We start from the raw sequence: 20,497 nt of genomic DNA, 5'->3' as shown, positions 1-20,497 counted from the left end.
AAGAAGGACACACCCATGGTTTCCCGACGCAATTTCCTCGGCGGCGCCGGCGCGGTCACCGCGGCCGTCAGCGCCGCCGCCGTCAGCAAGGTCGCGATGGCCGCGCTGCCCGAGCCGGTGCTGCAGACCTCACCCGACACGATGCCGCCGCTGCTGCCCAGTACCGGTCGCCCCTACAACCCGGTTGTCACGCTCAACGGCTGGACGCTGCCCTGGCGCATGAACCACGGCGTCAAGGAGTTCCACCTGGTCGCCGAGCCGGTGGTGCGCGAGATGTCACCCGGCTTCAAGGCCCACCTGTGGGGCTACAACGGCCAGAGCCCGGGGCCGACGATCGAAGTGGTCGAGGGCGATCGCGTGCGCATCTTCGTCACCAACAAGCTGCCCGAGCACACCAGCATCCACTGGCACGGCCAGCGCCTGCCCAACGGCATGGACGGCGTGGCCGGGCTGAATCAGCCGGCCATTCCCTCGGGCAAGACCTTCGTCTACGAGTTCGTCGCGCGCCGCCCCGGCACCTTCATGTACCACCCGCATGCCGATGAGATGACGCAGATGGCGATGGGCATGATGGGCTTCTGGATCACGCATCCCAAGCAGAAGCACCCGCTGATCGACGAGGTCGACCGCGACTTCGTATTCCTGCTCAACGCCTACGACATCGATCCCGGCGCCTACACGCCCAAGATCATGACGATGCTCGACTTCAACCTGTGGTCGTGGAACAGCCGAGTGTTTCCGGGGATCGATACCTTGAACGTCCGCAAAAACGACAAGGTGCGCATCCGCATCGGGAATCTCACGATGACCAATCATCCGATCCACCTGCACGGCCACGAATTCCTCGTGACGGGGACGGATGGCGGCCCGACGCCCAAGAGCACGCGCTGGTACGAGGTGACCACCGACGTGGCGGTGGGCCAGATGCGCCAGATCGAGTTCCTCGCCGACGAGGAGGGCGATTGGGCCTTCCATTGCCACAAGAGCCACCACACGATGAACGCGATGGGCCACGACGTGCCGACGATGATCGGCGTCGACCATCGCCAGGTCGTCAAGCAGATCACCAAGCTCGTGCCCGACTACATGGTGATGGCCGAGCGCGGCATGGCCGACATGGCCGAGATGACGATGCCGCTGCCCGACAACACCGCGCCGATGATGACCGGCGACGGTCCCTTCGGCTCGGTCGAGATGGGTGGCATGTTCACGATGGTCAAGGTGCGCAAGGACCAGAAGCCGGGTGACTACAAGAATCCGGGCTGGTTCAAGCACCCGCCCGGCACGGTTGCCTACGAATGGACCGGCGCGCTGGCGGAGCCAGCGCGCTTCAAGGCCGAGAGCGCGGGTGCGATGCCTGCGAAGAACATGCCGGCCACCGACATCGAAGTCCAGGTCCGCAAGCCGGTACGCGGCGGCGGCGGCCATGCCGGCCATTGAACTTGCCATCGCGACCCATCCACCCCAAGAGGACCTCCATGCCGAACATCAAGACCCTGCTGCTCGCGGCGCTGCTAGCTGCCTCCGGCGTCGCCCAGGCCCATGGCGATGCCGACCACGCCAAGAAGCCCGCGGCCGTCATCAAGGAACAGAAGGACTGGGGCATCGCCGGCGATGCCAAGGCCGCCAAGCGGACGGTCGAGGTGAAGATGCTGGACAGCATGCGCTTCAGCCCCGATCGGCTCGAGGTCAAGCAGGGCGAGACGGTCCGCTTCGTCGTCCGCAACGACGGCAAGGTGATGCATGAGTTCGTGATCGGCACCAAGGCCGAGAACGACGAGCATGCCGCGCTGATGATCAAGTTCCCGAACATGGAGCACGACGCGCCCTACATGGCCCACGTTGCCCCGGGCAAGACCGGCGAGATCGTCTGGACCTTCAACCGCGCGGGCGAGTTCGACTTCGCCTGCCTGATCGCCGGCCACTACCAGGCCGGCATGGTGGGCAAGATCGTGGTGGCGGCGCGATGAAGCGGCGGCGCCGTCTGATGCTCGCCGCCGCCTTGGTGGCCGTCCTGCAGTTGCTGTCGCCGGTGGCCGCGGCGCAGGGCCGCGGGCCGCTGGTGACGGTGTGGAAAAGCCCGACCTGCGGCTGCTGCAAGGACTGGGTGCGGCATCTCGAGGCCCATGGCTTCGAAGTCCGCTCTCACGACACCGGCAACACCGATGCGCGTGCGCGCCTGGGTATGCCGGTGGCCTACGGGTCCTGCCACACCGCCCAGGTGGGCGGCTACGCGATCGAGGGCCATGTGCCGGCCCGCGAGATCAGCCGGCTGCTGAAGGAACGCCCCGACGCCGTCGGGCTGGCGGTGCCGTCGATGCCGCGCGGCTCGCCGGGCATGGACGGCCCCGAGTACGGCGGTCACCAGGACCCCTACGACGTGCTGCTTGTCCGCAAGGACGGCCGCGTCACCCCTTACCAATCCTATCGATGAAGGAGTTTTCATGAAGACCCAACTGCACACCCTGATCGCCGCCATCGCCTTCGCCACCGTGTCGGTGGCTTCGCTGCCGGCTCTGGCCGCGAACGACCACGGCACGCATGTCGCGCAAGCGGCTAGCGCGGCCACCGACATGACCGACGGCGAGATCCGCAAGGTCGACAAGGAGAACGGCAAGCTGACGATCAAGCATGCCGAGATCAAGAGCCTGGACATGCCCGGCATGACCATGGTCTTCCAGGTCAAGGACAAGGCGATGCTCGACAAGGTTCAGGCCGGCGACAAGGTGAAGTTCAAGGCGGCCAACGAGTCGGGCAAGTTCACCGTCACCGAGCTCGAGGCGGTGAAGTGACCGGTCGTCACATCCACGCCAGCCTCGGGCGCGGCTGAGCGGAGGCGTCGTGGCCCACGAACTCCATGCCGTCGCCGGGCAGTCGCACGAGACGCTGACGACGCTGCTGGTCGGCGGTGGCGCAGGTGCGGCACTGCTGATCGGCTTCGTCGCCTATCTCGTGTGGCGCGATCGCCGTCGTCCGCGGCGCGGCAGCCCGAAGCCGGGCGGCAAGAACCGGCTGCGCATACCGCGCGCCGGGCGGGCGCCGTGAGGCCGGTGCGGCGCGCGGTGCCGATGCGTCCGATGTGGGCTAAGCTTTCGCCATGGGTTTGAACCGCTCGCTTCGCCGCTGGGTCGTCGGCGCCATGATGGCGGTGCTGCTGTTCGCGCAGATCGCGACGGCGGCCTATGCCTGCCCGGCGCAGGGTCAGGCCGGCGGCGGGAGCCCGCAATCCATGGCCGGCATGCCCTGTGCGGAGATGATGGCGGGCTCACAGCCGGTCGACGACGCGCAGCCGGGCCTGTGCCACGAGCACTGCCAGGCGGACACCGCGCAGCCGCCCGCCGATCCGGCGCAGTTCACCCATGTGCCCGCCGCAGCGATGGCGGGCTACTTCATCGTGTCGGTGCCGCTTGCGAAAGCGGGCGCCGAGGGTCGCTGGTCGGCGCAGGAGCGCCGCCTCGATCGCGCGCCGCCCGACGACCACCGCGTCGTCCACTGCTGCTGGCGCATTTGATCTCCTGAAGTTCCGGCCTGAGGTGCGGGCGATGCCCGCACCGACCTCGTCCGATCTTCAGGAGTGACCATGAATCCTCGTTTGCCGGTCGCGGCCGCACGCCTCGCGGTCTGCCGTGCGCTGCTGCTGCCGCTGCTGTTGCAGTGGCCGCTCGCCCAGGCGCTCGCCGCCACGCCTCCCGCGCTGCCCCTCGATGCCGCCGTGGGCATCGCCACCCGCCATGCCCGTCAGGTCGATGCGATGACCGCCCAGGTCCGTGCCGCGCGGGAGCGGACCGTGGCGGCCGGACAGCGCCCCGATCCGGTCCTCAAGCTCGGTCTGAACAACCTGCCGATCGACGGCCCGGACCGCTTCAGCGTCACGCGCGACTTCATGACGATGCGCTCGGTCGGACTGATGCAGGAGTTCACCCGCGCCGACAAGCGTGCAGCACGCGGCGCGCGGGCCGAGCGCGACGTGGCGCTGGCCGAGGCCGAGCGCCGGCAGGCGGTGGCCGCGGTGCAGCGCGACGCGGCGCTGGCCTGGCTGGACCGCTCCTTCGCCGAGTCGGTGCGCGAGCAGTTGCTCGGGCAGATCGCGCAGGCCGGCCAGCAGGTGCAGGCGGCTGAAGTGATGTACCACAGTGGCCGGGGCAGCCAGGCCGATGTGTACGCCGCGCGCAGCGAGGTCGAGGGACTGCGCGACCGGCTCGACGAAGCCGAGCGCGACATCGAGGTTGCGACCGCGCGGCTGGCGCGCTACGTCGGCGACGCGGCCAATGAGCCGTTGGGCTCGCGACCGGCTTTTGTGCTCCCCGCGTGGCTGGCGGTGGATGGGGCCGTTGCGCTCGACGCCCTGCCCGACATCGCGGCCCGCCGCGAGCAGGAAGCCGCTGCGGTGGCCGATGCGCAGGTGGCCGACGCCGAGCGGCAGGCCGACTGGAGCGTGGAGCTGATGTACAGCCAGCGCGGCACGGCCTACTCGAACATGGTCTCGATCAATCTGTCGGTGCCGCTGCAGTGGGACCGTGCGAGGCGCCAGGATCGCGAGCACGCCGCGACGCTCGCGCGGATCGACGAGGCGCAGGCCCGGCGCGAGGATGCCGAGCGCGCCGTCCAGGCCGAACTCCAGTCCGGGCAGCGGGCCTGGCGCAGCCACGAGCGCCGCTTGCGCCGCCACGACGAAGCCCTGCTGCCGCTGGCCGAGCAGCGAGCCGCTGCGACGCTGAGTGCCTATGCAGCCGGCAGCGGCACGCTCGCCGCCGTCTTCGAAGCGCGCCGCAACGCGCTGCAGGTCCATCTGGACCGCCTGTCCATCGAGGCCGACATCGCTCGCCTCTGGGCTCAACTGAACTTCCTGATGCCGCAGCCCGACGGCCAGGCCCTTCCGAGGAGCACGCCATGATGCTGCGCAATGTCCTGATCGCTACGGCCGTGCTGGGCGCCGGCGGCTACGCACTCCACCAGTTCGGCATGATGCAGGGCAGGGCCGAGTCCGGTCCCGCCGCCTCCGTGGCGACGACACCCGGGGAAGACCCGACCAGCAGCATCGCGGCTGGCGAGGCCGCGACACGGCGCCACATCGAGCAGGGTCTGAAGGCCGGCGCGGTCGACCCGGCCACCGGCAAGCCCATCCTCTACTACCACGACCCCATGGTGCCCGGTAAGCGCTTCGACGCACCGGCCAAGTCACCCTTCATGGACATGATGCTGGTGCCGGTCTACGGCGGCGCCGGCGGCGACGACCAGGGCACCGTCACGGTGAGCCCGCGTATCCAGCAGAACCTGGGCGTGCGCACCGCCATGGTCGAGGAGGGGGTGCTTCAACCCATGGTCAGCGCGGTCGGCAGCATCGCCTGGAACGAGCGTGACCAGTCGGTGGTGCAGGCGCGCGCGACCGGCTACCTCGAGAAGCTGCATGTGCGCGCCGCGCTCGACCGCGTGCGCGCCGGCCAGCCCTTCGCCGAGCTCTACGTGCCCGACTGGGTGGCGGCCCAGGGGGAGTATCTGGCCGTGCGCCGCATCGCACCTGGCGACACCGCTCTGCTCGCGGCGGCGCGCCAGCGCCTGCTGCTGGCCGGCATGAGCGAGGCGCAGGTCGCGCGGGTGGATGCGGCGGGGACCGTGCAGCCGCGCATCACGCTCGTCGCGCCGTCGAGCGGCGTCGTGGCCGAACTGGTCGCCCGCGAGGGCATGACGGTGAGCCCCGGGATGATGCTCGCGCGCATCAACGGCCTGGCCAGCGTCTGGGCGCTGGCCGAGCTGCCCGAGAGCCAGGCAGCGCTGGTGCGCCCCGGCAGCCAAGTCGAGGCGCGCAGCCCCGGCGTCCCGGGCGCGGTGTTCCGCGGCAGCGTGCAGGTGCTGCTGCCCGAGGTGAGTCCGGCGACGCGCACGCTGAAGGCGAGGGTGCAGTTCGCCAACCCCGAAGGCCGGCTGGTGCCGGGCCTGTTCGTCACGATGCAGTTCATGGACACGCGCGCCGAGAAAGCCCTGCTGGTGCCGACCGAGGCCGTGATCCAGACCGGCCGGCGTGCGGTGGTGATGGTGGCCGAGGAAGGGGGGCGCTTCGCTCCGGTCGATGTCGAGACCGGGCTGGAGACCGGCGGCCGGACCGAGATCAGGCGCGGCTTGAAGGCCGGGCAGCGCGTCGTGGTGTCGTCGCAGTTCCTGATCGACTCCGAGGCGAGCCTGAAAGGGGTGGAAGCGCGGCTGAACCAGGACCCGGCCCCGAGCGCCGCCGACAAGGCCGAGCGCCACCGCGGCGAGGCGCTGATCGAGGCCCTGGGCCGCGACACCGTGACGCTCAGCCACGGGCCGGTGCCGAGCATCAAGTGGGACGCGATGACGATGGAATTCAGGCTGCCGCCGCCGAATCAGCGACCGCGCGGGCTTGAGGCCGGCGACCGGGTCGACTTCGAGTTCTACATGCACCCCGATGACGGGCCGACGGTGACGCGGCTCACGCTGCTGCCGCCAGCGGTGCCGGCAGCCGCAGGAGCCTCGCGATGATCACCGCGCTGATCCGCTGGTCGCTCGTCAACCGCTTCCTGGTGCTGCTGGCGACGCTGCTCGTCACCGCCTGGGGGCTGTGGGCCGTGCAGCGCGCGCCGCTCGACGCGTTGCCCGACCTGTCGGACGTGCAGGTCATCATCCGCACCACCTACCCGGGCCAGGCGCCACGCATCGTCGAGAACCAGGTCACCTACCCGCTGACGACGACCATGCTGTCGGTTCCGGGGGCCAAGGTCGTGCGCGGCTACTCCTTCTTCGGCGACAGCTTCGTCTACGTGCTGTTCGAGGACGGCACCGACCCCTACTGGGCGCGCTCGCGGGTGCTGGAGTACCTGAACCAGGTGCAGTCGCGCCTGCCTGCCGCGGCCAAGCCGGCGCTCGGACCGGATGCGACAGGGGTGGGCTGGATCTACCAGTACGCGCTGGTCGACCGCAGCGGCAGCATGGACGCTGGACAGCTGCGCGCGCTGCAGGACTGGTTCCTCAAGTACGAGCTGAAGACGGTGCCGAACGTCGCAGAGGTCGCTTCGGTCGGCGGCATGGTGCGCCAGTACCAAGTGCTGCTCGACCCCGACAAACTGGCGGCCTACAACATCCCGCACGGCGCGGTCATCGACGCGATCCGCAAGGCCAACCAGGAGGCCGGCGGCTCGGTGCTGGAGCTGGGCGAGGCCGAGTACGTGGTGCGCGCCTCGGGCCTGCTGGCGACGCTGGACGACTTCCGCCGGATCCCGCTGAATGCCACCGACGCCGGCGTCAGCGTGCGCCTGGGCGACGTGGCGCGCATCCAGGTCGGGCCCGAGATGCGGCGCGGCATCGGCGAGCTCGACGGCGAGGGCGAAGCCACCGGCGGCGTGATCGTGATGCGCTCGGGCAAGAACGCGCTGGAGACGATTGCCGCCGTCAAGGCCAAGATCGCCTCGCTGCAGGCCGGCCTGCCGAAGGGCGTCGAGATCGTGCCCACCTACGACCGCTCCAGCCTTATCGAACGGGCCGTCGAGAACCTGAGCCACAAGCTGATCGAGGAGTTCATCGTCGTCGCATTGGTGTGCGTGGTGTTCCTGTTCCACCTGCGCTCGGCCTTCGTGGCTATCGTCACGCTGCCGCTCGGCATCCTGGCGAGCTTCATCGTCATGCACTACCAGGGGGTCAACGCCAACGTGATGTCGCTGGGCGGCATTGCGATTGCGATCGGCGCAATGGTCGACGCGGCGGTGGTGATGATCGAGAACGCGCACAAGCACATCGAGGCCTGGCGACACGAGCATCCGGGCGAAGACCTGCAAGGCGAGGCGCAGTGGCGCGTGGTCGGCGACGCCGCGGTCGAGGTCGGCCCGGCGCTGTTCTTCTCGCTGCTGATCATCACGCTGAGCTTCGTCCCGGTGTTCACGCTGGAGGCGCAGGAGGGGCGCCTCTTCTCGCCGCTGGCCTACACCAAGACCTACGCGATGGCGGCCTCGGCGGGGCTGGCGGTGACGCTGGTGCCGGTGCTGATGGGCTGGTTGATCCGCGGCCGCATCCCCGACGAGCGGCGCAACCCGCTGAATCGCGCGCTGATCGCCGCCTACCGCCCGCTGCTCGACGGCGTGCTGGCCTGGCCGAAGACGACGATCGCCGTCGCGCTGCTGCTGCTCGCCAGCACCGCTTGGCCGATCCTGAAGATCGGGGGCGAGTTCATGCCGCCGCTCGACGAGGGCGACCTGCTCTACATGCCGACCGCGCTGCCCGGCCTGTCGGCCGGCAAGGCGGCCGAGCTGCTGCAGCAGACCGACCGGCTGATCAAGACCCTGCCGGAAGTGGCGTCGGTCTATGGCAAGGCCGGCCGCGCCGAGACGGCCACCGACCCGGCACCGCTGGAGATGTTCGAGACCACGATCCAGTTCAAGCCCAAGAGCGAGTGGCGCGACGGGATGACGAGCGACAGGCTGGTCGAGGAACTGGACCGCATCGTCAAGGTGCCCGGCCTGTCGAACATCTGGGTGCCGCCGATCCGCAACCGCATCGACATGCTGGCCACCGGCATCAAGAGTCCGGTCGGTATCAAGGTGGCCGGCACCGATCTGGCGGAGATCGACCGCATCGCCGGTGAGATCGAGAAGGCCGTGAAGGGCATACCCGGCGTCAGCAGCGCGCTGGCCGAGCGGCTGACCGGCGGACGCTATGTCGACGTGAACATCAACCGCGACGCGGCGGCACGCTACGGCATGAACATCAGTGACGTGCAGTCGGTGATTGCCTCGGCGGTCGGTGGCGACAACGTCGGCGAGACGGTGGAAGGTCTGCAGCGCTTCCCGATCAACGTGCGCTACCCGCGCGAGGTCCGCGACTCGCTGCACAAGCTGCGCCAACTGCCCGTCCTCACGCCGCGTGGTGCACGCATCGTGCTGTCCGACGTGGCCGAACTGCGCATCACCGACGGCCCGCCGATGCTGCGCAGCGAGAACGCGCGCCTGGCCGGCTTCGTCTATGTCGACATCCGCGGGCGCGACCTGAAGTCGGCGGTCCAGGACATGCAGCGGGCGGTGGCCGAGCAGGTGAAGCTCGCGCCGGGCTACTCGGTCTCGTGGTCGGGGCAGTTCGAGTTCCTGGAGCGCGCGACGGCCAGGCTGAAGGTGGTGGTGCCCTTCACGCTCGGCATCATCTTCATCCTGCTCTACCTGACCTTCCGGCGCTTCGACGAGGCGCTGCTGATCCTGGCGACGCTGCCCTTCGCGCTGATCGGCGGCTTCTGGCTGCTCTATGGGCTGGGCTACAACCTGAGCGTGGCCGGTGCCATCGGCTTCATCGCGCTGGCCGGCGTGGCGGCCGAGTTCGGCGTCATCATGCTGCTCTACCTGAAGCAGGCCTGGGAAGCGCGGCTGGCGCGTGGCCAAAGCAGCGACGACGCACTGCTCGACGCGATCCGCGAAGGCGCGGTGCTGCGCGTGCGGCCGAAGGCGATGACGGTGGCCGTCATCATCGCCGGCCTGCTGCCGATCATGTTCGGCGGCGGCACCGGCTCCGAGGTGATGCAGCGCATCGCCGCGCCGATGGTCGGCGGCATGGTGACGGCGCCGCTGCTGTCGATGTTCGTGGTACCGGCGGTGTACCGCTTGTTGCGCGGTCGGCGCGGCTCGGGCGCGTCGTCCTAGTTTCGCAGCGCGCGACCGGCGCGGCTGTCCCTGGGCAGCACGCGCCGGCCAACGTGATCAGCCGCCGCGGTTCCACGGGTTCGGCGCCACGTAGATGATCAGCGGCTTGGTCGGAAAGCCCGCCGGGGCGATCTTGGTGATTTCGACCGGGCGGTGGTCCATGCCGTTGAACTGCCAGGTGAAGCTGCGGCCTTCGTTCGTGAAGGTGATGACACTGCCGTAGTCCACGTCCAGCGTGGACCGCGAACCCAGGGTGACCTGGCGCGCGTAGGCCGTGGCGGCCGTCGGCGTGCCGTAGAAGGATTCGCCGTTCCTGAAGGTGTCGGCGTAGGCCGAGAAGGCTGCCGCGGCGAGGGCGGCGAGCAGCGTGGCACGAAGGGTCGATGTCGTTCTCATGGGGGCCTCCAGTTCTTGCGGGTGGCCGGCAACGCGGGGGCGATGCCGATGACGCAAGGGCGCGTCATGAGAACGACTCTAGGAAGCGGCCTGGGTCAATCGATGGTCGGCGGCGTGACGAAACTGCAATGAAGGCGTGCAGGGGCGCGCGTGGTGCCGGGTCGAAGCAGGACGTCGCATGGCCGATGGTCGAAGTGCGCGGCGAAGACCACCGTGCGGCGGGCATATCACCGCATCAAGTGCACGCTGCGATCAGCGCAAGCTCACGTCGGCCACCAGCCGCGTGCCGGCGGCGCGACGCCGGAGATCGTCCACGGTCGATGGCTGCCACACGAAGCGGTCGCCCCAGAACCAACTGCTCCCGACCAGCTCGATGGCGTGCACGTCGCCTGGCGCACCCTCGATACTCAGCTCGGTTCGTTGCCCGTCCCATTCGACCGCCAGCGAGTGTCTGCCCGGCGCGAGGGCCACACGTACCAGCGACGCGGGTACCGTCGCTGCCACGGGCCGGCCGTCCACCTGGAGTTCGACGACGCGGTGGGCATCCAGCCAGCGATGGCGCAGCACGTACAAGCCCAGGGCGCCGGGGATGGGTTCGAAGCGCTTGGCGTCGGCGTCCGCCGAGGCGGGCGGTACCGAGCCCGGCGTGCACGCCACCTTCTGGCGAGGCCGCCGGCCGAGGCGGCGGCAGTAGGAACCGTCGGCCTCGAGCCTTGCCGGCGTGCGCGTGGCGCACCCTGCCGCGGTCATCCCCAGGGCGGCGAGCCCGCCGAGGGTCAGCGATCTGCGCGCGAGCATGCTCGTCTCCGGCTACTTGAGGGTGAAGCGCGCGGTCGCCGTCTTGCCGCCGACCGTCACGACCGCCACCGCCTTGGTGCCCGGTCCGACCTTGAAGCTGCCGGTGGCTTCGAGCCTGTCGCCGGCCGGCTTGAGCTCGACCTCCTGCTTGTCGGTGCCCGACAGCAGCGTCAGCTTGCCCTTGGCCTGGCTCGCGTCCATCGGCTTGCCGTGGTCGCGCAGATGGAGCTGGATCACGGTCGGCTTGGCCACGAGCTCGAAGTCCATGAGCTTGGTCGGGGTCACGACGCCGCCGTGCAACGGCTTGTGGTTGTCGGCCGCGTGGTGGTGGTCGCCGGCGGCGAAGGCGGACCCGGCCAGTGCCAGGGCGATAGAGGCGACGAGGGCTTGGGTGTTCATGGGAGTCCTTTCGGGGTGGGTGGAAGAGATCACAGCGCCTCGGCGTCCTTGTCGTCCATCAGCGCCTCGGCCGGCTTGCGTCCGAACAGCCAGAACATCGCGGGCGTGAGGAAGGTGTCGAGCAGCGTCGAGCTGATCAGGCCGGAGAAGATCACCACGGCCACCGGGTGCAGCACCTCGGTGCCGGGCTGCTCGGCCTCGAACAGCAGCGGCGCGAGCGCGAAGGCCGTGACCAGCGCCGTCATCAGCACCGGGCTCAGCCGCTCCAGCGAGCCGCGCACGATCATCTTCTGGTCGAAGGACTCGCCTTCGAAGCGCATCAGGTTGATGTAGTGGCTGACCTTCAGGATGCCGTTGCGCACCGAGATGCCGGCCAGCGTGATGAAGCCCACCAGCGCCGCCACCGACAGCGGCTGGCCCGACAGCCACAGGCCGATCACGGCACCGACCAGCGCGAGCGGGATATTCACCATGATCAGCGCCGACAGCGCGGCCGACTTGTAGCGGCTGTAGAGCACCACGAACATCAAGGTCAGCGACACGACGGACAGCAGGCCGACCAGGCGCGAGGCCTCTTCCTGCGCCTGGAACTGCCCACCCAGGGTGATGAAGTAGCCCTCGGGCAGCTTGGTCTGGGCCACGACCTGACGGATGTCGGCCACGATCTCCGACAGCGCACGGCCCGAAGCGTTGGCCGACAGCACGATGCGCCGCTTGCCGTCGTCGCGGCTGATCTGGTTGGGGCCGTCACCGTCCTCGACGGTGGCGATCTTCGACAGCGGGATGCGGCCGTTCGGCGTCTCGATCAGGATCTGGCCGAGGCCTTGCACCGAGCGCGCTGATTCCGGCAGCTTCACCACCAGCGCGAAGCGCCGGCTGCCCTCGACGATCTGGGTGATCTTCTCGCCCTCGACCAGGCTCTGCAGCGCGGACAAAACCTGCGGCGCCGGCACGCCGTACTGCGCCGCGGCGGCGTAGTCGATGCGCACCTTGATCTGCGGCGCCAGCACCTGCTTCTCGATCTGCAGGTCGGCGATGCCGGGGATGGCGGCCAGCTTGGCGCGCAGCACCTCGGCCTGGCCGCGCAGCGCGTCGAGGTCCTCGCCGAAGATCTTGACCGCGATCTGCGAACGCACGCCCGAGAGCATGTGGTCGATACGGTGCGAGATCGGCTGGCCGATCTCCAGCGCGGCTGGCAGGTTGACCAGGCGTGCGCGGATGTCGGCCTTGACCTCGTCCATGCTGCGCGTCAGCTCGGCGGTGGGGACGAGCCCGACGTCGAGCTCGCTGACATGCACGCCCTCGGCATGCTCGTCCAGCTCGGCCCGGCCGCTGCGGCGCCCGACGTGGGTGACCTCGGGCACCTGCTTGATCAGGACTTCGGCCTGGCGTGCCAGCGCCGAGGTCTCGGCCAGCGTCACGCCCGGGTTCAGGCGCAGGCCGATCAGCAGCGTGCCCTCGTTGAAGGGCGGCAGGAAGGTGGTCGGGAAGAAGGGCACGGCCACCGCCGCCACCAGCACCGCCGCACCTGCGGCGGCCATGGCCGCCTTCGGCCGATCGAGCACCGCCTGCAGGCTGCCGCGGTAGCGCGCCTTGAGCCAGGCCAGCACCTTGGTGTCGCCATGGTCCAGCGTCTTCATCCGCGGCAGCAGGTAGAGGCTCAGCACCGGCGTGACGGTCACCGAGACGATCAGCGAGGCCAGCGTCGAGACGATGAACGCGATGCCGAGCGGCACGAACAGCTTGCCCTCCAACCCCGGCAGCGCGAACAGCGGGATGAAGACCAGCACGATGATGACCGTGGCGTAGAGGATGGCCGACCGCACTTCCATCGTTGCGCGGGCCACCACCTCGATCGGGTGCATGCGGTGCTCCGGGTGCCTGGCGCGGTCTTCCTTCAGCCGCCGCAGCACGTTCTCGACACCGACCACCGCATCGTCGACCAGGCCGCCGATGGCGATGGCCAGGCCGCCCAGCGTCATCGTGTTGATCGACAGCCCGAAATACCTGAAGACCAGCGCGGTGATGAAGATCGACACCGGGATCGCCGTCAGCGCGATCAGCGTCGGCCGCAGCGTGCCGAGGAAGAAGAACAGGATCACCGCGACGAAGACCGAGGCACCGATCAGCTTGCCCTGCAGCGTGGTGATCGAGGCCTCGATGAAGCTGGCCTGGCGGAAGGTGACCTTCGGGGCCTCCATGCCGGCGGGCAGCGAGGTCTTGAGGCCGGCGAGCGCGTCCTCGATCGCGAGCGTCAGCGCGATGGTGTCGGCGGTCGGCTGCTTCTGGATGCCCAGGATCACGGCCGGCTTGCCCTCGAAGCCGGCGTCGCCGCGCTTGGGCGCCGCGGCGAAGGTCACGTCGGCGATCTGGCGGAGCAGAATCGGTTGGCCGTCCTTCGCCGTCAATGCGAGGTTGTTCAGGTCGTCGAGCCGGGACGTGCGGCCGAGGTTGCGGATCAGGTATTCCCGGCCGTTGAGCTCCAGGAAGCCGCCCGAGGTGTTGCTGGAGTAGCCCTTCAGCGCCGCTTCGAGCTGATCGTGCGTGATGCCCAGCTCGGCCATGCGGGCGGTGTTGGGCTGCACCTGGAACTGACGCACCTCGCCGCCGATGGGGATGACCTGCGCGACGCCGGGAACGGACAGCAGCCGCGGCCGCAGCACCCAGTCGGCGTACTCGCGCACCGCCATGAGGGACGATGCCCCCACGCTCGCTTCGCTCGCTGCCCCCCGAGGGGGCGCAGCCTGGCTTGGGAGCGGCCCTGCGCCAGGCTGGATCTTCTGCGGATCGACGGGGATCGCGATCTGCATGATCTCGCCCATGATCGAGCTGATCGGTCCCATGCGCGGCAGCACGCCGTCGGGCAGGCCTTCCTCCATCGAGGCCAGCCGCTCCGACACCAGCTGCCGGGCGCGGAAGATGTCGATGTTCCAGTCGAAGGTGACGTAGAGGAAGGACAGGCCGGCCGACGAGATCGAGCGCACCGACTCCACGCCGGGCAGGCCGTTCATGGTCGTCTCCAGCGGGAAGGTGATGAGCTGCTCCACCTCCTCGGCGGCCATGCCGCCGGCCTCGGTGATGATGGTGACGGTGGGCTTGTTGAGGTCGGGGAACACGTCCACCGGGGTGCGCGACAGCGTGAACGCGCCGTAGGCCATCAGCACCACGCTGGCGATGATCACCAGCAGCCGGTTGCCGAGGCTGTTGTCGAGGAGCCACTTGAACATGGTGGCTTCCTCAGCGGACCTGGTTGATCAGCGTCGCGCCTTGCGTCGCGACACGATCACCCGGCTTCAAGCCCGAAGTCACAGCGGCGTTGACGCCGTCGAGCGGCTCGGTGGTCACGCTGCGCGGCTCGAAGCGCTCTGGCGCGGTCTTGACCCAGACGATGGTCTGGTTGGCCGGGTTCTTCATCAGCGCGGCGACCGGCACCGCGATGCCCTCGATCGTCTTCTTCGTCTGCACGAAGACCTGCACCGGCTGGCCGACGGCCAGTTGCGCCAGCGCCGGGCCCTCGGCGCGGAAGGCCAGCGGCAGCGCCTGCTCGCGCAGGCTGCGCGAGGCACCGACGAAGACCAGCGGCACGCGCTGGTCTCCCACGGCGAGCAGCGCGCCGCCGATGTCGGCCGCGAGCGCGGCGTCGAAGGCCAGCGCCTCGATGCGCAGGCGGGAGGGATCGACGATCTCGAACACCAGCTCGCGCGCATCGACCACCTGGCCGGCCACCACGTTGGCCGAGGCGATCACGCCGGACACCGGTGCCAGCAGCGTTTCGCGGGTGGCGAGGCCGGCACCGACCGCGGCGATGCGCGCGCCCAGGCTGGCCGATTCGCTTTCGGCCGCCTCGATCTCCTTGCGCGGCACCGTGTCGGCCAGTTCCTGCAGGCGCGCGAGGCGCTTGTCGGCCAGGGTCTTGGCGGCGCGCAGTTCGGCCAGCTGGGCGGCCTGGTTGGCGCGCTCGATCGGCGCGGCCGACGGCAGCACATAAGCGAGCACCTCGCCCTTGCGCACCGCCTGCCCGAGGTTGGGCAGGCCGCGCGGCCCGGGCTCGATGCGACCGGCGTTGAGCGCCTGTACCTTGCCGCCGGCGTTGGGGTCCATCAGCACCCTGGCATTCAGTTCCACCGTGCGCGGCAGCGCGGCCGCCGCGGCGACGAAGGTGCGCACGCCGAGCTGGCGCTGCGCCGGCTTGGGCAGGAAGACGCTGCCGTCGGGCTGGCGCTGCGGCCCGTTGGCGCTGGGGGCCGCGGGGCCGTCACCGTGGTCGTGGCCTTCGCCAGCCAGCGCCGCGTGGGGCCCGGCCAGTGCGATCAGCAGCCCGAGACTGGTGGCGATCAGCGCGCGCTTCATGCCGCACCTCCGGCGCGGACGCTGCGTGCGCCGAGCATGCGACGCCCAGCCCAGCCCAGCAGCGCCAGCGCGGCGAAGCCGGCGGCGGCCCATGAGGCGTATTCCTTCAACGAATGCGTGTGCTCGGCTTCGTCAGCGTGGGCCTCCTCGTGGATGTCGAGTTCGGCCGCCAGCAGGTCGGCCTCGTTGCCCGCGGTCACGGTCGCGGTGACGGGCAGCACGCCCGGCTTCGGCGCCTCGGGCAGCAGCACCTCGTACTCGCCGTCGCCATGGGGTTCTGCCTGGAAGGTCGTGCCGCCGATGTCGAGCTCGATCTGTGCGTCGCGCACCGGGCTGTTGTCGGCAAAGCGGTCGAGGTAGAGGGTGATCTGCTGGCCGCTGAGCACACCGACGAGCTCGAAGGCCTCGGACTCGGCGGTGAAGCGCGGCAGCGCCTGGCCGGCGGCGGGAGCGGCATCGCCGTGGTCATGGTCGCCGGCGGCGCGCGCGGGTGGGGCGCCAAGGAAGGCGGCGACGAGGATCGCGGCCAGGAGGTACGGGAGGTTCATGGGAAGGGGTTCCTGAAGGATTCGGTTCGTGGCGTCGCAGCGGCGTCACCGGGGCAGCAGGCCCAGGGCCTGCCGCCATGCGGAGATCGCCGTGGCGAGCTCGATGCGCGTGCGCGCGACCTCGCGCTCGGCTTCGGCGGCCTCGGCCTCGATGCGCAGGCGCGTCGGCAGGTCGGTCTCGCCGAGGCGGAAGGACTTGTCGAAGAAGCCGCGCGATTCGCGCGCGAGCGTGGCGCGGCGCTCGGCGGCGGCGAGCTGGCTGCGCGAGGCGTCCACCCGCACGCGCGCCGCGTCACGTTCCGCGGCCAGGCGTTCGCGCTCGAGCGCCAGCTGGGCCTGCGCCTCGGTCGCTTCGGCGCGCGCGGCGGCGGATCGGGCATCGTGCCGCGGGCCGCCGCCGAAGGGAATGCGCACGCCGAGCGTGATGGTCTGCTGAGACGACTCGCCGAAGGCGCCGCGGTCGCGGGTGGTCGCAAGCATCAGCTCGGGGTTGGCGCGCGACTGCGCCGCGGTCAGCGCCGCGCTGCCTTCGGCCACCGCGGCGCGGTCTTTCAGCTCCTGCAGCGCCGGGTGCGCGTCGGTCTCGGCCGAGGCCGTACCGGGGTCGGGCTCGGCGGCGGCACCGGCGGTTTCGGTGGCGGCGGGCGCACGGCCTGCCAGCGCACGCAGCTGCTGCCGGGCCGCAGCCAGTGCGGCTTCGGCTTGGGCAAGCCCCGATTCGGCTGCCGCTACCGCGCCATCGGCCTGGTGCTGGTCGGCGCGGGCCAGATCGCCGGCCTTGGTCCGCCGTGCCACATCGGCAGCGATGCGGCGCGTGTTGTCGAGCTGATCGCGGGCGGCGTCGGTTTCGATGCGGGTGCGCTGCCATTGCCACCATGAGTCGCGGACCGCCGCCGCCACGCGCAGCTGCGCGGCAGATGCCCGGCTTTCGATCGCCGCGCCTTCGGCGTCCGCCAGTGCAGCAGTCTTGCTGCGCTCACCGAGCAGCCACAAGGGCACGGCGACACCGACCTCGAGCTCGCGCGCGCCCTGGTTGCGGTTGAGGCGGTCGGTCTTGTTGGACAGCTCCAGCGCCGCGGGTTCAGGGGTCCAGGCTTGCGCGGCCTTCTGCCGGGCCCTGGCCGCGTCACGGCGCGCCTGCAGGGCCAGGGCCTCCGGCTGGCGTGCCCAGGCGGCGTCGAAGACTTGCCGGAGGTCAAGAGGCGTTTCGGGCGCGGGTTGCGCCGTCGAGGTCTGGGCCTGCGCCGTCCATGCGCAGGCGGCCCAGGCGGCGGCCACGGCGGTGCATCGCAGCCATGCGGCCGTTCGAATTCTTCGGTGCATCCGATGCTCCAGTGTCGAGAACAAGCCACGGGAGATCGGCGAGCGGCGACCAGAAGGTCGCGTCGTGCCTGCGCGGGCCGCATGCTGCGGCCGGCGCTCAGGCGCGAACGGGTTTCAGGAAGAAAAGCAACCCGCCTCGCCGATCAGGCGAGGGGACGCCACTGGGGGCGTTCGGGTCGGGGCGGCGCGAGGGCGCCGCTGTGCGCGTCGATGCGGACATCGGGCGAGGTGCTGCCGATGACGGCGGCCACGAGGTAGACCGGTGCCGGCATCCCCGAGCACTGGCCGTGGCAGTGGTGGCCGTCGGCATCGATCGAGCCGCCTGCATCGCCGTCGGGCGCGTCGGGCGGTTCGCCGTGGTCGTGATCGTGATGCCCGAAGTGCATCTCATGGCTGCCGCTGCCGCGCACGTCATAGTCGGCTGCCTGCGCCCAGGCGAACTGGAGCGGCAGTAGGACGAGCAGGAGGATGGAGAGCCAGCGACGCACGGCGCGGAGTCTAGCGGCTGCGCGGCCGGGCGGCACGACGCCATCCCGACCGGCGTGAAGGGTGACGCGGCTTGGCATCGCTCGGGCCCCGTCAGCCGCAGCACGACCCGGGCTCGCCTGCGGCGGCCTGGACCGGCGGGCAGGGCACCGACCCGTAGGAGCAGAACACGCAGCAGTGGCCGGGCCGCGGGCGCAGCAGCCGGCGGCACTGCGGGCATTCGTGCAACCACAGGCAGCGGTCGGTCGGCATGGTCTCGGTCGACCGGTGGCCGCAATGCGGGCAGGTCAGCGCCGAGGTCAGGACGACCGCACTCATGGCGTCACGGGACCGGCAGCGGCCGGTCGCAGCTCGGTGGTGGCCTGGCGCACGACGGACGCCGCCGCGGCGATCGCGAGGCTGCCCATGATCGCGGCGACCGCGAGGTCGGGCCAGGCGCTGCCGGTGCCGAACACACCGAGCGCCGCGGCCATCACGGCGAGGTTGCCGATGGCGTCGTTGCGGCTGCACAGCCAGACCGAGCGCATGTTGGCGTCGCCCTCGCGCCAGGCGTAGAGCATGGCGGCGACGGCCACGTTGGCAAGCAGCGCCAGCGCGCCGATCGCCCCCATGGTCACCGGCTCGGGCACCGTACCGGTGGTCGCGGACCAGGCGGCCCGGGCCAGCACGAAGACGCCGAAGGCGCCCATGGTCAGGCCCTTGAACAGCGCGGCGCGTGCGCGCCAGCGCAGGGCCATGCCGAGCACGAGCAGCGAGATGCCGTAGTTGGCCGCATCGCCGAGGAAGTCCACCGCGTCGGCCAGCAGCGACACCGAGCCGGCGTGCAGGCCGCCGGCGAGCTCGATGCCGAACATCATCGCGTTGACGATCAGCGCGGCCCACAGCACGCGGCGGTAGCGCGGGCTCCGGACGGCGGATGGGGTGGCGCAGCCGTGGCTGCAGCAGGGCTCGCTCATGGGCTGGTCCGAGGCATCATGGTTCGCATTGGAAACCCTGTAGCGGCTCCAGAGTCAAGCGTTAGCATCGTGTCGCCTTCCCTCACCATCGCCCCGCCTCCCGGAACCTCAGCCATGCTCGACTTCCTGCGCGTCACGGGCCTGTTCTTCGTCACCGCGGTGGCCGAGATCGTCGGCTGCTACCTGTCGTGGCTGGTGCTGACGCAGGGCCGGCCGGTCTGGTGGCTGCTGCCGGCCGCGGGTGCGCTGGCAGCCTTCGCCTGGCTGCTGACCCTGCACCCGAGCGCGGCGGGGCGGACCTACGCGGCCTACGGCGGCGTCTACGTGGTGGTGGCGCTGCTGTGGCTGTGGCAGGTCGACGGCGTGGCGCCGACGCGCTGGGACCTGGTCGGCGGTGCCGTCTGCCTGGCCGGCATGGCGCTGATCGCGCTGCAGCCGCGGGCGGCCTGAGGCGGAGGAGACAGCGATGAAGATCGGTGAACTGGCGGCCGCGGCGGGGACCCCGGTCGAGACCATCCGCTACTACGAGCGCGAAGGGCTGCTGCCGACGGCGGCGCGCACCGAAGGCAACTACCGCATCTACGGGCCCGGGCACGTCGAGCGGCTGGCCTTCGTGCGGCACTGCCGGTCGCTGGACATGACGCTGGACGAGGTTCGCGTGCTGCTGCGCGTCAAGGACGCACCGCAGGCCGGGTGCGGCGAAGTCAACATGCTGCTCGACGAGCACATCCACCATGTCGCCACGCGCATCCGGGAGCTGCGGCAGCTCGAGCGGCAGCTGAAGTCCCTGCGCGCGCAATGCGGCGGGGCGGGCGAGGCGGCGCGGTGCGGCATCCTGGACGGGTTGGCGCAACCGGTGGCACGGGCACCGGCGGGCGGGGTGCATGTCGAGGGTGCCCACGGTCGTTCCGGGGGCAGGCGCGCCGCCGATCGCCGTCGGGGATCGGCCGGCTGAACGCCCTGGCGTGCAGGAGAGAGGCGATGGATCCGAAGCAGCATTGGGAGCAGGTGTACGGCGGCAAGGCGGCCGATGCCGTGAGCTGGTTCGAGCCGCATGCGGCCACTTCGCTCGCGCTGATCGAGCAGGCCGCGCCCGGCGGGAGCGCCCGGATCATCGACGTGGGTGGCGGAGCCTCGACGCTGGTCGACGATCTGCTGCTCGCTGGCTACCGCGACGTCACCGTGGTCGATCTGTCGGCGGCGGCCCTGGCCGCGGCGCAGGCTCGATTGGGGCCGGTGGCCCGGCGGGTGCACTGGCTGGTCGGCGACATCTTGTCGATGGACCTGCCGGGCCCGCCCTACGACCTCTGGCACGACCGGGCGGTGTTTCATTTCCTGGTCGAGGAGGCGGCGCGACGTGCCTATGTCGCGCAGGTGTTGCGCGCGGTCCGTCCCGGCGGCCATGTCATCGTTGCCACCTTCGGGGCGCAGGGGCCGACGCAGTGCAGCGGCCTGCCGGTGAAGCGGTACGACGCCGACGCCTTGCACGACGAGTTCGGCCGCGCCTTCGATCTGGTCGAACACAGGGAACACGAGCACCGCACCCCCGGCGGCGTGGTCCAGCAGTTCGTGTACTGCTACTGCCGCAAGGTCCTGACCTAGTCTCCGG

Annotated in this window: 22 protein-coding genes; 12 read left to right on the top strand and 10 right to left on the bottom strand. The window is 70.4% G+C overall.

Annotated features, from left to right (window positions below):
- Window positions 1–15 precede the first annotated feature (15 nt).
- The 9 genes from H4F90_RS06115 (at window position 16) to H4F90_RS06075 (ending at window position 9,632) form a co-directional block, all read left to right on the top strand.
- Complete coding sequence (locus H4F90_RS06115; protein WP_182662424.1) at window positions 16–1,440, top strand: multicopper oxidase family protein; 1,425 nt, start codon at window positions 16–18, stop codon at window positions 1,438–1,440.
- Between the two features lie 38 nt (window positions 1,441–1,478).
- On the top strand, window positions 1,479–1,970 hold the full coding sequence (locus H4F90_RS06110) for a cupredoxin domain-containing protein (protein WP_182662422.1): 492 nt from the start codon (window positions 1,479–1,481) through the stop codon (window positions 1,968–1,970).
- Window positions 1,967–2,434, top strand: a complete 468-nt coding sequence (locus H4F90_RS06105; protein WP_182662420.1) for a DUF411 domain-containing protein — start codon at window positions 1,967–1,969, stop codon at window positions 2,432–2,434. The genes H4F90_RS06110 and H4F90_RS06105 overlap by 4 nt, the downstream gene beginning before the upstream one ends.
- Before the next feature lie 10 nt (window positions 2,435–2,444).
- Window positions 2,445–2,792, top strand: coding sequence for a copper-binding protein (locus H4F90_RS06100; protein WP_182662418.1), 348 nt, complete (start codon window positions 2,445–2,447; stop codon window positions 2,790–2,792).
- A gap of 49 nt (window positions 2,793–2,841) precedes the next feature.
- Window positions 2,842–3,045, top strand: coding sequence for a hypothetical protein (locus H4F90_RS06095; RefSeq protein ID WP_056314589.1), 204 nt, complete (start codon window positions 2,842–2,844; stop codon window positions 3,043–3,045).
- A 52-nt stretch (window positions 3,046–3,097) separates the two neighbouring features.
- Window positions 3,098–3,511, top strand: coding sequence for a hypothetical protein (locus H4F90_RS06090; RefSeq protein ID WP_182662416.1), 414 nt, complete (start codon window positions 3,098–3,100; stop codon window positions 3,509–3,511).
- Between the two features lie 69 nt (window positions 3,512–3,580).
- Window positions 3,581–4,894, top strand: coding sequence for a TolC family protein (locus H4F90_RS06085; RefSeq protein ID WP_235971963.1), 1,314 nt, complete (start codon window positions 3,581–3,583; stop codon window positions 4,892–4,894).
- The gene (locus H4F90_RS06080; protein WP_182662414.1) at window positions 4,891–6,498 is read left to right on the top strand and encodes an efflux RND transporter periplasmic adaptor subunit; all 1,608 of its coding nucleotides are present in this window, start codon (window positions 4,891–4,893) and stop codon (window positions 6,496–6,498) included. The genes H4F90_RS06085 and H4F90_RS06080 overlap by 4 nt, the downstream gene beginning before the upstream one ends.
- Entirely contained in the window at window positions 6,495–9,632 is a 3,138-nt protein-coding gene (locus tag H4F90_RS06075; protein ID WP_182662412.1) for an efflux RND transporter permease subunit, read from the top strand. Before H4F90_RS06080 ends, H4F90_RS06075 begins: the two co-directional genes overlap by 4 nt.
- Before the next feature lie 57 nt (window positions 9,633–9,689).
- Here the strand turns inward: H4F90_RS06075 and H4F90_RS06070 are convergent, their stop codons facing one another.
- From H4F90_RS06070 to H4F90_RS06025, 10 genes are all read right to left on the bottom strand, one after another.
- Window positions 9,690–10,028, bottom strand: a complete 339-nt coding sequence (locus H4F90_RS06070) for a CzcE family metal-binding protein (protein WP_056314593.1) — start codon at window positions 10,026–10,028, stop codon at window positions 9,690–9,692.
- A 252-nt stretch (window positions 10,029–10,280) separates the two neighbouring features.
- Window positions 10,281–10,826: a hypothetical protein gene (locus H4F90_RS06065; protein ID WP_182662410.1), complete on the bottom strand. Its 546-nt coding sequence runs from the start codon at window positions 10,824–10,826 to the stop codon at window positions 10,281–10,283.
- Between the two features lie 12 nt (window positions 10,827–10,838).
- Entirely contained in the window at window positions 10,839–11,225 is a 387-nt protein-coding gene (locus tag H4F90_RS06060) for a hypothetical protein (protein ID WP_182662408.1), read from the bottom strand.
- 29 nt (window positions 11,226–11,254) lie between these two features.
- Window positions 11,255–14,452 (bottom strand): efflux RND transporter permease subunit, encoded by a 3,198-nt coding sequence (locus tag H4F90_RS06055; RefSeq protein WP_182662406.1) that lies wholly within the window; start codon window positions 14,450–14,452, stop codon window positions 11,255–11,257.
- Window positions 14,453–14,462: 10 nt separating this feature from the next.
- On the bottom strand, window positions 14,463–15,575 hold the full coding sequence (locus tag H4F90_RS06050) for an efflux RND transporter periplasmic adaptor subunit (RefSeq protein WP_182662404.1): 1,113 nt from the start codon (window positions 15,573–15,575) through the stop codon (window positions 14,463–14,465).
- Window positions 15,572–16,123: a hypothetical protein gene (locus tag H4F90_RS06045; RefSeq protein WP_182662402.1), complete on the bottom strand. Its 552-nt coding sequence runs from the start codon at window positions 16,121–16,123 to the stop codon at window positions 15,572–15,574. Before H4F90_RS06045 ends, H4F90_RS06050 begins: the two co-directional genes overlap by 4 nt.
- Before the next feature lie 45 nt (window positions 16,124–16,168).
- Entirely contained in the window at window positions 16,169–17,446 is a 1,278-nt protein-coding gene (locus H4F90_RS06040; protein ID WP_182662400.1) for a TolC family protein, read from the bottom strand.
- Between the two features lie 143 nt (window positions 17,447–17,589).
- Entirely contained in the window at window positions 17,590–17,934 is a 345-nt protein-coding gene (locus tag H4F90_RS06035) for a hypothetical protein (RefSeq protein ID WP_182662398.1), read from the bottom strand.
- Window positions 17,935–18,025: 91 nt separating this feature from the next.
- A complete protein-coding gene (locus H4F90_RS06030) occupies window positions 18,026–18,250 on the bottom strand; it encodes a GDCCVxC domain-containing (seleno)protein (RefSeq protein WP_056314601.1) in 225 nt (74 codons plus the stop codon).
- Window positions 18,247–18,888: a cation transporter gene (locus H4F90_RS06025; protein WP_182662396.1), complete on the bottom strand. Its 642-nt coding sequence runs from the start codon at window positions 18,886–18,888 to the stop codon at window positions 18,247–18,249. The genes H4F90_RS06030 and H4F90_RS06025 overlap by 4 nt, the downstream gene beginning before the upstream one ends.
- 114 nt (window positions 18,889–19,002) lie before the next feature.
- On the opposite strand from H4F90_RS06025, the gene H4F90_RS06020 reads away from it, so the two are divergent.
- From H4F90_RS06020 to H4F90_RS06010, 3 genes are read left to right on the top strand one after another with little or no spacing between them, the layout of a single operon-like run.
- Window positions 19,003–19,338: a YnfA family protein gene (locus H4F90_RS06020; RefSeq protein WP_056314603.1), complete on the top strand. Its 336-nt coding sequence runs from the start codon at window positions 19,003–19,005 to the stop codon at window positions 19,336–19,338.
- A gap of 16 nt (window positions 19,339–19,354) precedes the next feature.
- The gene (gene cadR, locus H4F90_RS06015) at window positions 19,355–19,843 is read left to right on the top strand and encodes a Cd(II)/Pb(II)-responsive transcriptional regulator (RefSeq protein WP_182662394.1); all 489 of its coding nucleotides are present in this window, start codon (window positions 19,355–19,357) and stop codon (window positions 19,841–19,843) included.
- Between the two features lie 26 nt (window positions 19,844–19,869).
- A complete protein-coding gene (locus H4F90_RS06010; RefSeq protein WP_182662392.1) occupies window positions 19,870–20,490 on the top strand; it encodes a class I SAM-dependent methyltransferase in 621 nt (206 codons plus the stop codon).
- Window positions 20,491–20,497: the final 7 nt, after the last annotated feature.

The organism is Aquariibacter albus (genome assembly GCF_014145335.1).
Lineage (GTDB): Bacteria > Pseudomonadota > Gammaproteobacteria > Burkholderiales > Burkholderiaceae_C > Aquariibacter > Aquariibacter albus.
This window is presented reverse-complemented; position numbering and strand designations above follow the sequence as displayed.